This is a genomic window from Bacillus sp. CCNWLW194 (assembly GCF_037120585.1).
Classification (GTDB): Bacteria; Bacillota; Bacilli; order Bacillales; family Bacillaceae_G; genus Bacillus_A; species Bacillus_A basilensis.
The window spans coordinates 21,501-35,914 of the sequence record NZ_JBBBBL010000022.1 but is presented as its reverse complement, the minus strand read 5'-3'; the positions used below and the strand labels follow the sequence as shown (position 1 = coordinate 35,914).

Annotated in this window: 17 protein-coding genes; 13 read left to right on the top strand and 4 right to left on the bottom strand. The window is 35.1% G+C overall.

Features of this window, described 5'->3' with window-relative positions; all coding sequences use genetic code 11:
* Positions 1-68: 68 nt before the first annotated feature.
* Complete coding sequence (locus V7S50_RS30200; protein ID WP_060633079.1) at positions 69-602, top strand: transglycosylase SLT domain-containing protein; 534 nt, start codon at positions 69-71, stop codon at positions 600-602.
* A gap of 11 nt (positions 603-613) precedes the next feature.
* Here the strand turns inward: V7S50_RS30200 and V7S50_RS30195 are convergent, their stop codons facing one another.
* Entirely contained in the window at positions 614-1,408 is a 795-nt protein-coding gene (locus V7S50_RS30195) for a DUF4931 domain-containing protein (protein ID WP_242256338.1), read from the bottom strand.
* A 134-nt stretch (positions 1,409-1,542) separates the two neighbouring features.
* A complete protein-coding gene (locus V7S50_RS30190; protein ID WP_242256336.1) occupies positions 1,543-1,665 on the bottom strand; it encodes a spore coat protein B in 123 nt (40 codons plus the stop codon).
* A 425-nt stretch (positions 1,666-2,090) separates the two neighbouring features.
* Here V7S50_RS30190 and V7S50_RS30185 point away from each other — a divergent pair, with 425 nt between their 5' ends.
* The gene (locus V7S50_RS30185; RefSeq protein ID WP_286676867.1) at positions 2,091-2,225 is read left to right on the top strand and encodes an RAxF-45 family protein; all 135 of its coding nucleotides are present in this window, start codon (positions 2,091-2,093) and stop codon (positions 2,223-2,225) included.
* Positions 2,226-2,349: 124 nt separating this feature from the next.
* Positions 2,350-4,230, top strand: coding sequence for a ribosomal protection-like ABC-F family protein (abc-f, locus tag V7S50_RS30180; RefSeq protein ID WP_242256334.1), 1,881 nt, complete (start codon positions 2,350-2,352; stop codon positions 4,228-4,230).
* Positions 4,231-4,478: 248 nt separating this feature from the next.
* Here the strand turns inward: abc-f and V7S50_RS30175 are convergent, their stop codons facing one another.
* The gene (locus tag V7S50_RS30175) at positions 4,479-4,676 is read right to left on the bottom strand and encodes a hypothetical protein (RefSeq protein WP_242256332.1); all 198 of its coding nucleotides are present in this window, start codon (positions 4,674-4,676) and stop codon (positions 4,479-4,481) included.
* A gap of 230 nt (positions 4,677-4,906) precedes the next feature.
* Here V7S50_RS30175 and V7S50_RS30170 point away from each other — a divergent pair, with 230 nt between their 5' ends.
* The 6 genes from V7S50_RS30170 (at position 4,907) to V7S50_RS30145 (ending at position 12,530) form a co-directional block, all read left to right on the top strand.
* Positions 4,907-6,610, top strand: coding sequence for an ABC transporter substrate-binding protein (locus V7S50_RS30170; protein WP_242256330.1), 1,704 nt, complete (start codon positions 4,907-4,909; stop codon positions 6,608-6,610).
* 238 nt (positions 6,611-6,848) lie between these two features.
* Complete coding sequence (locus tag V7S50_RS30165; protein ID WP_242256328.1) at positions 6,849-8,576, top strand: ABC transporter substrate-binding protein; 1,728 nt, start codon at positions 6,849-6,851, stop codon at positions 8,574-8,576.
* Between the two features lie 108 nt (positions 8,577-8,684).
* Positions 8,685-9,641, top strand: coding sequence for an ABC transporter permease (locus V7S50_RS30160; protein ID WP_242256326.1), 957 nt, complete (start codon positions 8,685-8,687; stop codon positions 9,639-9,641).
* Positions 9,642-9,653: 12 nt separating this feature from the next.
* Positions 9,654-10,577, top strand: coding sequence for an oligopeptide ABC transporter permease (gene opp4C, locus V7S50_RS30155; RefSeq protein WP_098555344.1), 924 nt, complete (start codon positions 9,654-9,656; stop codon positions 10,575-10,577).
* Positions 10,578-10,587: 10 nt separating this feature from the next.
* Positions 10,588-11,568, top strand: coding sequence for an ABC transporter ATP-binding protein (locus V7S50_RS30150; protein ID WP_242256324.1), 981 nt, complete (start codon positions 10,588-10,590; stop codon positions 11,566-11,568).
* Entirely contained in the window at positions 11,565-12,530 is a 966-nt protein-coding gene (locus V7S50_RS30145; RefSeq protein ID WP_242256322.1) for an ABC transporter ATP-binding protein, read from the top strand. The genes V7S50_RS30150 and V7S50_RS30145 overlap by 4 nt, the downstream gene beginning before the upstream one ends.
* A gap of 39 nt (positions 12,531-12,569) precedes the next feature.
* On the opposite strand, the gene V7S50_RS30140 is transcribed toward V7S50_RS30145, so the two are convergent.
* Complete coding sequence (locus V7S50_RS30140) at positions 12,570-13,442, bottom strand: Cof-type HAD-IIB family hydrolase (protein ID WP_242256321.1); 873 nt, start codon at positions 13,440-13,442, stop codon at positions 12,570-12,572.
* A 449-nt stretch (positions 13,443-13,891) separates the two neighbouring features.
* Here V7S50_RS30140 and V7S50_RS30135 point away from each other — a divergent pair, with 449 nt between their 5' ends.
* The 4 genes from V7S50_RS30135 to V7S50_RS30120 form a co-directional block, all read left to right on the top strand.
* Positions 13,892-13,999 (top strand): DUF3948 family protein, encoded by a 108-nt coding sequence (locus V7S50_RS30135; protein ID WP_000664237.1) that lies wholly within the window; start codon positions 13,892-13,894, stop codon positions 13,997-13,999.
* A gap of 41 nt (positions 14,000-14,040) precedes the next feature.
* Complete coding sequence (locus tag V7S50_RS30130) at positions 14,041-14,148, top strand: DUF3948 family protein (RefSeq protein ID WP_000664237.1); 108 nt, start codon at positions 14,041-14,043, stop codon at positions 14,146-14,148.
* A gap of 43 nt (positions 14,149-14,191) precedes the next feature.
* Positions 14,192-14,299: a DUF3948 family protein gene (locus tag V7S50_RS30125; RefSeq protein WP_000664237.1), complete on the top strand. Its 108-nt coding sequence runs from the start codon at positions 14,192-14,194 to the stop codon at positions 14,297-14,299.
* A gap of 43 nt (positions 14,300-14,342) precedes the next feature.
* A partial coding sequence (locus V7S50_RS30120; protein WP_061661667.1) for a DUF3948 family protein occupies positions 14,343-14,414 on the top strand: 72 nt, incomplete at its 3' end.

The window sequence follows — 14,414 nt, the reverse complement described above, 5'->3', positions numbered from 1 at the left end:
AATGTGGGTAATTGTAAGGGAAGAAGGCTGAAAGGGGACAAATTTCAGCGGAGAAAGAGGTAGAAGTAGTGAAGAAATTCTTTGTAGGATTTTTAGTTGTTCTTGGGGTGTACTTATATTTCCAAGGAAAGTCTGAAGGAATGGGCAAGTTAGTAAATGAGACAAGCTATGTTGACTCAGAAGAAGCAAAACAGATGAAACAAATTATTATAGAGGAAGCAAAGAAAGTTAATCTTCCAGAATGGATACCTCTTACAATTGCCGAACATGAAAGTCGGTTAAATCCAAGAAGTGTTGGAGATAACGGAACTTCATTCGGATTGTTTCAATTGCATCGTGGTGGTGGACTTGCGCCGGATCATTTAACTGATGATGAGCTGAAAGATCCACGTATAAATGCGCAAATTGCAATGCCGCATTTAATGAAAGGATATAAGCGTGGGGTGCAAAAAGGCTTGACGGATTTTGCATTACTAAAATATATAGCAAATACATCTGGATGGCCAGGGAATTTAGGGCCAGAGTGGACGGATAATAACATGAAGTACAACGTCGGATTAGAGAATGTGTACTATCGAAATAAAGGTGTGATTAAAGAGTAGGTTTTCTATACCTACTCTGTTTTTTTATGAATAATTTTATCTTCTTCTCTCGTGAAGTACTGCGCGAGTTGTATTTTCACCTCTTCTAGCTTTGTAGAAACTTGTGGTATTTTATATCCTACATATAAGGGTGAGACGACAAACCTAGGAACAACTTTACAAATGATTTTTCCGTTTAAATGATAGAAAAATAAGTTATAACTACTACATCCTTTATGGAAATCTGTCAGTATGTAACGTACAGTTTGTTGAATATAATTTGCCAATTCATCTATGCATCTAACATCTTCAATAATGATATTAAATTCAGTAAAACCGATAATAGGACGATCTGAAATATTGAGTTCAATGTGGTCATTTTTTTGTACAATGACTCCTTGGAAGTTTTCCGTTGCTACGTTATCGAGATAGTCTACATATTTCATTCCGATAATCTGCATGTGTGCATGATGCAAACTCCCGCCTGAGAATGGACCATGATTTTTGTATAAAATCACAGATGTGAATTCTTCATTCTTCTGTAAGTCTAACCAATGTTTAATGGAGAAACGAATTAGCGATCTCATATGTTCTTCTGTATATGTCGCAATATGGTCTTCACAATTATCTGTTTCGATTAGCACCGTTTGAAATGTATCTTTTAATGTAGAGAATTTGTTTTTTAGCCAAATAATTGACCCCTCAGTTGCTAAAATATCCGTTAAATTTTCTCTGTCACAAAAAGGACATGTAGCGCTTCTATTCCGAATGCTTTCTGGTTTTTGTTTTCCAATATCGTTTAAAAAGTATAGTTGTTGTGTATCCATTTGTATATATGCCCCTTTAAAATATGTATAAAAATCCCGCTTAATACATTCGGGAAAGGGAGAAGGAAATCCTTTAAAGGGAATAGGAAAAATAAAAGACAAGATATCCTCGTTACAACAGGGTACCTTGTCTTTTATTCTTTCTTTAATAATGCGTATGGATAATATAGATCATTTTTATTATGCTTCTTTTTTCTATTTTTTATTGTGTATAAGGCAATTGCTATACTTGCAATTATAATAATGGCTTTCTTCATATTCCTTTACCCCTTTTTATTGTTGGTTTAATTCTTGGCTAACTGCTTTTGCATCAACTAAAGCATGTAAAATCATTTTTACCATGTTCATCATATTCCTTCACTCCTTTTTATAGTTTGTTTAGTTCTTTTACAACTGCTTGTCCGTTCACTAATACCTCAAAGATTGCTTTTACGATTTCTTTTGTCATGATTGTTTCCTCCTTTTGTTCTCTCTCTTGTTTACACCTTTATTGTATAGGGAGGCATCTTTTCGTACTATCGCTTTCCATTACGTGAACATAACAGTTTTGTAAGATTTGATGTCACTTATTGAAATGTTTAGTCTATCTTCATTATTTTCAGAAAAATGACTATTCAAACATGAAATGGGAAAGTATAATAAAGAAGTAAGTATTAAATTCCGTACGAAAGAGGTGAATGAGATGAAATGTTCTTTAGCTGCGCGTGCCAAATTTTTAGATTTTATCTATTTTTGTCGTGCAATTTTTCATGATGTAGTTGTTAACGGGATACGTCTGTCCTTTTTTAACAATTGCATAGTAGCTATTGAACAATAGAAATCTCTTCACCCATTTTTAATAAACGTGTGAAAAGGGAGCTATTTGGCTTCCTTTTTCTATGCCGAAAACCATGGGGAATGTTTCTTTCTCACGGTTTTTTATATTGAAAGGAGTACGGAAAATGACAATTTGTAGTGTAAATAATATAACGAAATCTTTTGGTGGAAACATCATATTTGAAAATATATCGCTTGAAATAAAGAATGGTGAACGTGTTGGATTAGTTGGTCGTAACGGTAGTGGTAAGACAACAATCTTTCAGCTGCTAACTGGAATGGAAAGTTTGGATACAGGGGCCATTCATATGAAGAAAGGTACACGTATTGGTCATGTGGCACAGATTCCGAAATTTGATGAGGGTATGACTGTATATGATGTATTAAATTCTGCTTTTAAAACAGAAAAGGAATTAGAAAGAGAAATGCGTGCATTAGAAAAAAATATGGAGGAAGAACTGGAACCATCTGCTTTACAAAAGTTGATGGAGAGGTACGGAGTAATCCAAGAAAAGTTTGCGTTTCTTGGTGGTTATGAAATAGAAGCGAATATTATGAAGGTAGCAAATGGTCTACAGGTGACAGAACTATTCCCTCGAACATTTCTGGAGTTAAGTGGTGGAGAACAAACAAAAGTAAGCCTTGCATACATGCTATTGCAGAAACCAGATTTACTTTTATTAGATGAACCGACAAATCATTTGGATTTATTTGCAGTCGAATGGTTAGAGAAATTTTTAAAAGAATACAATGGAACGGTTATGGTCATTTCACATGATCGTTATTTCCTTGATGAAGTTGTAACAAAGATTTTTGATTTAGAAGATGGAGAGATTCACGTGTATCATACAAACTATTCTCGGTTCGTTGAAGAAAAGGAAGAAAGATTGCTCCACGAGTTTCAGGCTTATCAAGAACAGCAAAAGAAAATAAAGAAAATGAAAGAAGCAATAAAGCGACTACGTGAATGGGCAAATCAGGCGAATCCTCCGAATGAAGGATTGCATAAGAGAGCGAGAAGTATGGAACGTGCACTGGAACGCATGGAAAAACTAAAGAAACCTATTTTAGAACGAAAACAAATGGGACTTCAGTTTGAAGGGCAAGAGAGAAGCGGAAAAGATGTTGTTGTAATGAAAGAAGTGAGTAAAGGATTTGCTGATCACCCTTTATTTAACGAAGCAAATTTACATGTTCGTTTTCAAGAGCGTGCAGCTATCGTTGGTCGTAACGGTACAGGAAAGACAACGCTACTGAAGTTATTATTAGAAGAAATGGAACCAGATGCTGGAGAAATTCGGATTGGTAGTAGTGTGAAAATCGGTTATTTATCACAGCATGCGTACGGAAATGTGAAGAGTAATGTATTAGAGGCTTTCAGGGAATATGTAGCTGTAACAGAGGGAGAAGCGAGACATATATTAGCTAAGTTTTTATTTTATGGTCCAGCGGTGTTTAAGAAAGTAACACAACTGAGCGGTGGAGAAAAAATGAGGTTAAGACTCGCGCAACTTATGTATCAAGACATTAATTTTTTAATATTAGATGAGCCGACAAACCATCTCGACATTGAATCAAGAGAAGTTTTAGAGGAAGCTCTTGAGCAATATAATGGGACGATTCTGGCTGTTTCACATGATCGTTATTTTTTAAATAAGTTATTTGAAAAGACGTATTGGATTGATGAGCACAAATTATTTGAGTTTGCAGGGAACTATGCATGGGCGCGTCAAAAGTGGGAGGAAAAGTTCGAGACGCAAGTAATAAAGCAGCAACGCCAAGGAAGAAAAAGTATTGAAACAGCCCCTGTAAAAAAGAAAGAAGCTAGGAATGTTGAGGAGATTGAAACAGAGTTAATGCATGTAGAAGAAGATATATATACGCTTGAGTGTAAAATGGAACATGTAGTTGATGTTGAAATGCTTGAACAATTGTATGAAGAAAAAACGAAGAAAGAGTTGTTACGAGCGGAGTTATATAATGAGTTAGAGAATATTGTGGAGTGAAAAATAAAAAGCGAATTCCCTTCAGTTTTACTGAAGGGAATTCGCTTTTTTATACTGATACTTTACTTTAAGAGATAAATAAAAGTTGTGTTTCACGTGAAACAGTAAGTTTGATAAATCTTTGTTCCGTAATTTACATGGGCTGTGAAACATAAATAGTATTAGGAACTTTTGGGATCGGTTAATTATTTCCCGAGACATAAGTATATGTAACAGCAATTCATGATTGAGAACAAAAAAAAGCAGAGTTACAGCTTTACACGCTGAACTCTGCTTTCTTTTTGTGAGGCATCTTCCTTTGTTGAAATGATTATAGCGATCCCGAGCATAATAAAAAAAGCTAAAAAGAGGACGAACTTTGGGAAGAATGGGAATAGTAATAGCGCCCCGACTATCATAATTGTTAATAATACGTAGTGCAGGACGTATTGGAATAGGTTGTCCATGTTTTCGCCCCCTTTTTGGTAATTGGTTATTAGTATTCTATGTTTCATACTGAATGAATAGAAGTGAATTTTTAATTTTTTTATACGAAATAAAAGAGAACGATTGACATGTTTAAGGGAAAGGAATAATCTTGAAATTAATTCATACTATTTTTGTAGGAAAAATAAAGATAGTTACAGTAAGGGGTTTATGTTGTTACATACTTAGAAAGGAAGTAAGGGTGAAAATGATGCGAAAAACTTTTAAAGGAGTACTGTCTACATGTCTTAGTGTGTCAGTATTGCTAGCCGGATGTGGTCAAGAGGAAGCAAGTACAAATGAAGTTGGGAACGTACCGAAAGTAAAAGATGAATTTATTAAGGCAAGCGACAAAGCAAAAAGTCCTATAAAAGAAAAAGAAAGAAAAGATACTTTTGTAGTTGGCATGCCAAGTCCTGGGGGAATATTTCTTCCGCATTTTATGGAGAATGGATGGGATGGTAATATAACGCAAGCTATCTTTGCTCCACTTGTTGGGCTGGATAAGGAAGGAAAGCCAATTCCGATATTAGCGAAGAAGTGGGATATTTCGGAGGATCAGCTTACATATACATTTCATTTGAAAGATGATTTAAAGTTTAGTGATGGTTCGCCGTTAACTGCAGATGATGTAGCATTTACATTAACGTTATTACATGATCCAACTTATAGTGGTGCGACTGATATAAGCCAAACAGCAATAAAAGGTGGGCAAGCTTATAGAGAAGGAAAGGCAACCTCTATTGAGGGAATTCAAGTCATTGATTCGAAAACAATTACGATTACGACTGAAAAGGTAAATGCTCAAACACTATCATTAATCGGCGGAGAAGTTATATCTAAAGCTTATTACGGGAAAGAGTATAAACAAGGACACTTGGAGTATTTAAAAGAGCTGTATGGAAATCCGGTAGGGGCAGGAGCTTATAAATTGGATAAATATATTCCGGGTCAAGAGGTTCGATTTGTAGCAAATGAAAATTATTTTGAAGGAAAACCAAAGATTGAGCACTTTATTTATAAAATTACAAAAGGTGATACGAAGCTACAACAATTTCAAGCAGGAGAAGTAGATTATGATGGTTTTACAACAAACGTGGAGACGGTTGAACAATTAAAAGATTTAGGTTTTGCTAATATTAATGTGTATACAGGAAGTTCTTATGGATACATTAAAATGAACTATAAGAAACCATACTTTAAAGATAAACGTGTCCGCCAAGCATTTATTTACGGATTAGAGCGTCAAAAGGTTATTGATACGTATTTCCAAGGGTATGCTTCACTCGTTAATATACCGATTACGCCAGTTTCGTGGGCATATACAGAAGAAGGTATTAATAAATATGAGTATAACTTGGAGAAAGCAAAGAAATTATTGGATGAGGCTGGATGGAAAGCAGGCCCGGATGGGATCCGTGAAAAAGATGGCCAAAAATTGAGGGTAAGTTATTTTGCTTCTTCTGCAAGTAAAATAAATGATGTGATGATTCCTGTGATGAAAGAGGATTATAAAAAGCTTGGTGTAGAGTTTAACCCAGAATATATGGACTTTAATACGATGATTTCAAAAGTGATAAAAGGTGATTATGATTTAGCGATGGTATCTACGCCAATGATTGATGATCCAAGTGGAACAATTGAGGAGTTTGTTTCAACAAGTAAACGAAACTATGATGGATACCATAATCCGAAAGTAGATGAATTGGCTAAGCAAGCATTAGAAACGTTGGATATTGAAAAGAGAAAAGAAATCTATAAAAAGTTATATCAAGAGTTAAGCGAAGATCCGCCTGTTATTTTCCTAAATAATAGTAAAGTTGTGTCTGCACATAATGCACGCATTCAAGGATTGCAAGAAGATAACTATAACGGTATTTTGTTAAGTTTACCTAAATTAAAGATAGAACAGTAATTTTGTAAAAATTCTAAAAATATTTATTTAGAAAGAATTGACAAAATATAACGGAAGATATAAGCTAATAACCATAAAGTCTACCGGAAAGGTCGGAATAGGATTGTTATCCCTCAAAAACATCTATTTTTTTACGATTAAAACCGACTTTTCCGATTGGCTATAAATGTGCTGTGGGAGGCATACATAAGCTTATAAGTTCAAAGGGTATAACTATTAAACAGTTAGGGTGGGGACAATGAAGAAAAAGACAAAAAAATGGGCTGGTGTATTTTCGGTATTACTGAGTAGTTCGCTTGTGTTATCTGCTTGTGGGGGACAGGAGGATACGGCTTCTACAGAACCAGTAAAAAAACAGGATTTAAAAGACGCTAAGATTGAATCAATTCCAGCTACAGATAAAAAGAAAAGTCCAGAGAAAGCAAATCAGCGAAAAGATACTTTTATTACAGCCATTTCTAAGCCAGGGGGAGTTTTCCTTCCGTATTTCCAAGATAATGGTTGGGATGGGAATGTAACGTCTGTTATCTTTGCATCACTAGTAACAACAGACAAACAAAGTAAACCTGTTCCGGACCTTGCAGAAAAATGGGATATTTCTGCTGACCAGTTAACATATACATTCCACTTACGTAAAAATTTAAAGTTTAGTGATGGGTCGCCTTTAACCGCGGATGACGTAGCATTTACACTAACACTACTTCATGATAAAGCGTATGAAGGTGGATTGGATATTGCTCAGTATGCTGTTAAAGGCGGGAAAGAATATAAAGAAGGAAAAGCAACTTCTATTGAAGGAATCCAAGTTGTTGATCCACAGACAATTAAAATTACAACTGAAAAGGTTAATTCACAGGCGCTAACTAATTTAGGTGGCCCAGTACTATCAAAAGCTTATTATGGAAAAGATTATAAACAAAATACAAGTTTAGACTATTTAAAAGCATTATATGGGCAACCAATTGCAGCGGGTCCATATAAATTTGAAAAATATGTTCCAGGTCAAGAAGTACGCTTTGTTGCTAACGAAAATTATTATGCAGGTAAACCAAAAATCAAAAACTTTATTTACAAAATCACATCAGGTGATACTGGATTCCAATTATTCCAAACAGGTGAACTGGACTATAGTGGATTTAGAGCGAATCCTGAGAATATAGACCAATTAAAAGGATTAGAGTTTGCAAATATTAATCTTGAATCATCAAGTGATATTGCTTATATCTATGTAAATAATAAGAAGTCGTATTTGAAAGATAAAAAGGTACGCCAAGCACTTACTTATGGATTAGACCGTAAGAAGTATGTGGATACAGCTTTACAAGGATATGGCTCTGTTGCTAACGTACCAATTGCTCCAGTTTCATGGGCATATACAGAAGAAGGTATTAATAAATATCCACACGACGTAGAAAAGGCTAAAAAATTATTGGATGAGGCTGGTTGGAAAGTAGGTTCTGACGGGGTTCGTGAAAAAGATGGTCAAAAGTTAAAATTAACATACTACGCATCAAATACAGGTAAAACAAATGATATCTTTATTCCAATCGCAAAAGAAAGTTACAAAGAAATCGGTGTTGAATTAAATCCAGAGTTGATGGATTTTAATACGATGCTTTCAAAAGTAGGAAAAGGCGACTACGATTTAGCGGCAGTTTCAACACCAGGAATTAGTGATCCAAGTGAAGTTGTAAGTGAGTACTTATCAACTAATCCAAAAAGTGATACGGGTTATAATAATCCGAAAGTAGATGATTTGATTGTAAAAGGTATAGGGACGACAGATATTGAAAAACGTAAAGCAATTTATAAAGAACTGTATAAAGAGTTAAGTGATGATCCACCAGTTATTTTATTAAACTATCGTAAACTACTTTATGCTCATAATGCACGTATAAAAGGAATTGATCCAGAAAAGTACGATAGCATCAGTTCCAACTTACCAGTGTTATCTATTGAACAATAAGGGTTGACCTAAATAATAGAAGACGTTTTTTCACACAGCAAGGGAATAGTAGCTGTTTTGAAAAAATGTTCTTCTATTTTTAAGTAAATAGGATTGGGGAGACAAAAGGTGAAAACATATATCATTCGTAGGTTCCTTCAAATGATCCCTACATTGTTTGGTACATCTATTATTATTTTTTTCTTATTTGCACTTTTGCCGGGGGATTACATTGATTCAAATCCAAAGTTAACACCAGAGAGAGCTCAAGAGTTAAGGGAATTATATGGCTTAAACAAACCAATTATTGAAAGGTATTTTTACTGGTTAGTGAATGCTTTGCATGGTGATTTTGGATTTTCTTTACAGTATCAAGAACCGGTAACTTCATTACTTAATAAATTTATTTGGAATACATTTATCGTTGCTGTTGCAGCTTTATTTTTCACTTGGATTATTGCTCTTATTATTGGGGTTATTTCTGCAACAAAGCAGCATTCTTGGTTTGATAGATTGGTAACGATCGGTGTCTTTGCAGCAATGTCATTTCCATCATTCTTTATCGGGTTATTTTTAATTAAATTATTAGCAGTTGATTTAAAGTTATTACCTATTGGTGGCATGATTGATATTGGGAGTAACTCAACAGGGATAGCATACATATTAGAAGTATTACGTCATATGATTCTACCGGTGTTTATTTTAACGCTTCTTGGTGTAGGATCGTTAACACGATATTTTAGAACTGGCATGTTGGATGTTATTAGGCAAGATTATATTCGTACTGCTCGTGCAAAAGGCTTAAAAGAAAGAACTGTTATTTATAAACATGCATTGAAAAATGCAATTTTGCCAGCAATTACATTACTCGCTTTTGAATTACCAGGTTTATTTTCAGGAGCTATTATTATTGAACAGATTTTTAACTGGCCAGGAATCGGTAGCATTCAATTAGAAGCATTAAACTTCCGTGATTATACGGTATTAATGGCCTTTACGATGTTTCTTTCATGTTTAACAATTATGGCAAATTTTTTAGCGGATATTGTATATGCGTTTGTTGATCCAAGAATTCGCTTGAAGTAAGGGGGGAAAGATATGGAGACTATTACACCAATAATAGAGAAAAAGAAAGAACGGAAAAAGGGAAACGAATCATCACCATGGCGCCAAGCGTATAAAAAAATTAAGAAAAATAAGATGGCATTGTATGGATTATACATTTTAATATTTATGTTTTTATTTAGTTTTATCGGTCCAATCTTTTCACCATATGCTGATGGAAAAGTACAAGTAACACAAATTAATAAACCACCCAACCTATCACATTGGCTTGGAACAGATCAGTTGGGACGGGATATTTTAACTAGACTTATGCAAGCAGGACGTATTTCATTAACAATTGGTTTAGCGTCGATGCTACTATCTGTTATACTAGGTGCTCTATTAGGAGCAATTGCTGGTTTTTATCGAGGTATTGTAGACCATTTAATTATGCGTGTTGCAGATGTCTTAATGTCCATTCCGGGATTACCGTTACTTATTATAATGGGAGCAATCTTATCAGAATGGAAATTACCATCGGAATACCGTTTATATGTTGTAATGATTATTTTAAGTTTAGTAGGATGGCCAGGACTTGCCCGTCTTGTGAGAGGACAAATTTTAACGTTGCGGGAGCAATCCTTTATGCAAGCAGCAGATGTATTAGGATTAAAGGATTCTCGGAAAATCATTCATCATTTAGTTCCTAACGTCTTACCGTTGCTTATTGTTGTAGCAACTTTGGGTGTGGCTGGATCTATTTTAAGTGAATCCGCACTAAGCTACTTAGGTCTCGGCGTCGTCCCACCTACACCATCATGGGGAAACATGATTAGTGCAGCGAACTCATTGCTTGATTTCCAAAAGCGTCCGTGGTTATGGATTCCGCCTGGTTTTGCAATCTTTATAACAGTTGTATCAATTAACTTACTTGGTGATGCACTTCGTGATGCGTTAGATCCAAAGATGAGACGGTAGGTGAGAGAATATGAGTAAAGCGGTAGTAGAGCTGAAAGACTTGCAAACACACTTTCAGACAGAAGAAGGGACAGTAAAGGCTGTGAATCACGTTAGCTTTGCAGTTCGAGAAGGTGAAACTGTTTGTGTTGTAGGTGAATCGGGTTGCGGGAAAAGTGTAACAGCCTTATCTATTATGGGACTTATTGCTGAATCAGGCAGTGTAGTAGGCGGAGACATTTTATATGAAGGAAAAAGTCTTTTAGAAATGAAAGAGAAAGAGCTTCGTAGTTTACGAGGAAATGATATTGCGATGATTTTCCAAGAACCGATGGCATCGCTAAATCCGGTCTTTACTGTAGGTGAACAAATTGTAGAAACGTTAAGAGAGCATGAATTACTTAGTAAAAATGAAGCGTATAAGAAAGCAATTGAGTTAATTCGTAAAGTCGGCATAGCCCGTGCGGATGAAATCGTCCATTCTTATCCGCACGAACTAAGCGGCGGCATGTTACAGCGTATTATGATTGCTGTTGCACTTAGTTGTAATCCTAAGTTATTAATTGCTGATGAGCCGACAACGGCTCTTGATGTTACGATTCAAGCCCAAATATTAGACTTATTAAGGCAAATAAAAGAGGAATTTAAAACATCCATTTTATTAATTACACATGATTTAGGCGTTGTAGCAGAAATGGCTGATTACGTTGTCGTTATGTATGGCGGGAAAGTTATTGAAGAAGCACCGGTACTAGAGATATTCCAAAATCCGAAACACCCATATACGAAAGGATTGTTGAAATCAAAACCAGTGATGGGAAAACGAATAGATAAACTATATTCTATTCCAGGGCAAGTTCCTAATTTAGTTGGTTTGGATGAGTTTTGCTACTTTAGCGGTCGTTGTGAGCATTGTATGGAAATATGTAAAGAAGAAGCGCCAAATCTGAATGTACATGATGAGAATCATAAAGTAGCTTGCTGGTTATATGAGGAGTGTGCGGAACAATGAGTGAACCATTATTAGAAGTAAAAAACTTAAAAACATATTTTCCAATTAAAGGCGGCATATTTAGTAGAACGGTTGGACATGTAAAAGCAGTTGATGGAGTAAGTTTTACTATTAATAAAGGCGAAGTATTCGGCCTCGTTGGTGAATCAGGAAGCGGAAAAACGACGATAGGAAAAACAATTTTACGTCTCGTCCAAAAAACGGAAGGGGAAGTGAAGTTTAAAGGGCAAGATGTTCACTCTTTATCGAAAGAAGAATTGAGAAAACATCGTCCTAATATGCAACTTGTGTTTCAAGATCCATTTAGCTCATTAAATCCGAGAATGAGAATTGGAGAAGCACTTGGTGAGCCGATGTTGGCTCACGGACTAGCGACGAAAGAAAATGTTCGTGAAAAGGTGACAGAAGTATTAGAGTTATGTGGCTTAGCCCCATATCATATTGACCGGTACCCTCATGAATTTTCTGGTGGACAACGTCAGCGTATCGTTATTGCAAGAGCTATGGTATTAAACCCAGAATTTATTGTAGCTGATGAACCTGTGGCAGCACTAGATGTATCTATTCAAGCACAGATCATTAATTTATTTAGTGAGCTACAGGAGAAAAAGGGACTATCTTATTTGTTCATTTCACATGATTTAAGCGTAGTAGAGCATTTATGTACGAAAATTGGAATTATGTATTTAGGAACGATTGTGGAAACAGCGCCACGTGATGAGTTATTTACAAACCCGCTTCATCCGTATACAAAAGCATTGTTATCCGCTGTGCCAATACCAGATCCAACAGTGAAGCGAGAGCGAATTATACTAGAGGGGGATATTCCAAGCCCAGCGAATCCACCTTCAGGTTGTCGCTTTCATACGCGATGCCCGTTTGCAACAGATGTTTGTAAACAAACAGTACCGGAATTCCGTAATGTTGGTGAAGAGCACTTTGTTGCTTGTCACCATGTATAAAAGAGAAGGACTCTTTCAGAGGTTGAAAGAGTCCTTTTTTCATTTACTAGATGAAGTTTGTTTCAATACAAATTGCTCGATTGCATGAGCAACACCATGTTCATTGTTTGTTAATGTTACAACATTACATAGTTTTTTTACATCTTCTTCAGCATTTCCCATTGCAATTGATAAACCAGCTACTTCTAACATGGGTACATCGTTAAAATTGTCACCAATAGCAACTGTATCTTCAATTGGTATATTAAAGTGGGCTGCCATTTGTTTCAGTCCATTCCCTTTATGCCCGTTCTTATCCATAATTTCTAAATTAGTAGGGGCAGATGCTGTAACCATAATATCAGTGTCTTCTTGTAACATACTTAATAGCTGTGCGCGATGCTCTGCATTAAATGTTAAAATGAAGAATTTAGATATTTCTAACTCTGGATTATTTACAACATCTTCGATTCTTTGGAAATCAGTAATTAAGTTTGATTTCTTTTGTTTTTCTGTAATTCTTTCAAGTTCCTCAAGTGTAACATCTAGTGCATGCTTGTTTTCTTCGAATGCTTGCATGACTTGATCTTGCCATGTATATGGAGAATAAACTCCTTTATTCGTATATAGCTTATACGGAACATCTTCAGATTCTAGTAACTTTGCAAGTTTGTACACTTTGTCGTTTTGTATACAACGCGAGTTAATTACTTTTCCATCCACATAAACAATTGCCCCATTGCTCGCTCCAACTGGAAGAGATAGTTTATATTCTTCCAACAGTTTTAAAGCATCCTCTTTCGCACGGCCAGAACAAATCATTACAATATGACCAGCCTCTTTTGCAGTTTGGATAGCTTGTAAGTTCTCTTTGGAGATTTCAAGATTAGATGATAGTAGCGTACCATCCATATCTAATGCGATTAATTTCAAAATGACCACCTCTTTGTTTTTATTATACATAGTTATATAGAGGAAACATATAAACTTATCTTGGAAAGATTGTATTTTATCTCGTATGAACTATCAGTAAGAATTTAATAGATTCCACCTTCTTAATGAAAGATTTATCTTGATTTGTAACAAAAGTAGAGGTAGGTATGGGTATGTTTCGTTATATGACTGTAATATTACATGAATGTTACAAACATAAACTTAGTAGAAAGTGCATTAAAACAAGGTTTATGAGGATGTTTATAAAAAAACGTAAAAAAGTGTAATAAAATTTACGTAATTATATTGCAACGTAATAATAGTTATGTTACATTAATGTTACAAACGTTACGTTATTAAATTTAATGTAACGCTAACATAAAAACTATGAAATAAACATTTCTTAGAAATTACATATAGATAACTTATTAAAAAGGAGGACGAAAGATATGAAAGAGCAAGTATTACAAGTAACAAAAGGTGACTTCGTAGGATCAGCAAGTGGAGCAGTAGTATTAACAGCATTAATCGTATTTCTATCAAGCGTATTAGTATAATAGAAGTTTTGTAATGAAAGAAAAAGAGAGGAGAATGAAAAATGAAAGAGCAAGTATTACAAGTAACTAAAGGCGACTTCGTAGGATCAGCGAGTGGAGCAGTAGTATTAACAGCATTAATCGTATTTCTATCAAGCGTATTAGTATAATAGAAGTTTTGTAACAAAAAACAAATGAAGGGAGAATAAAAAAATGAAAGAGCAAGTATTACAAGTAACAAAAGGTGACTTCGTAGGATCAGCAAGTGGAGCAGTAGTATTAACAGCGTTAATCGTATTTCTATCAAGCGTATTAGTATAATAGAAGTTTTGTAACAAAAAACAAATGAAGGGAGAATGAAAAAATGAAAGAGCAAGTATTACAAGTAACAAAAGGTGACTTCGTAGGATCAGCAAGTGGAGCAGTAGTATTAACA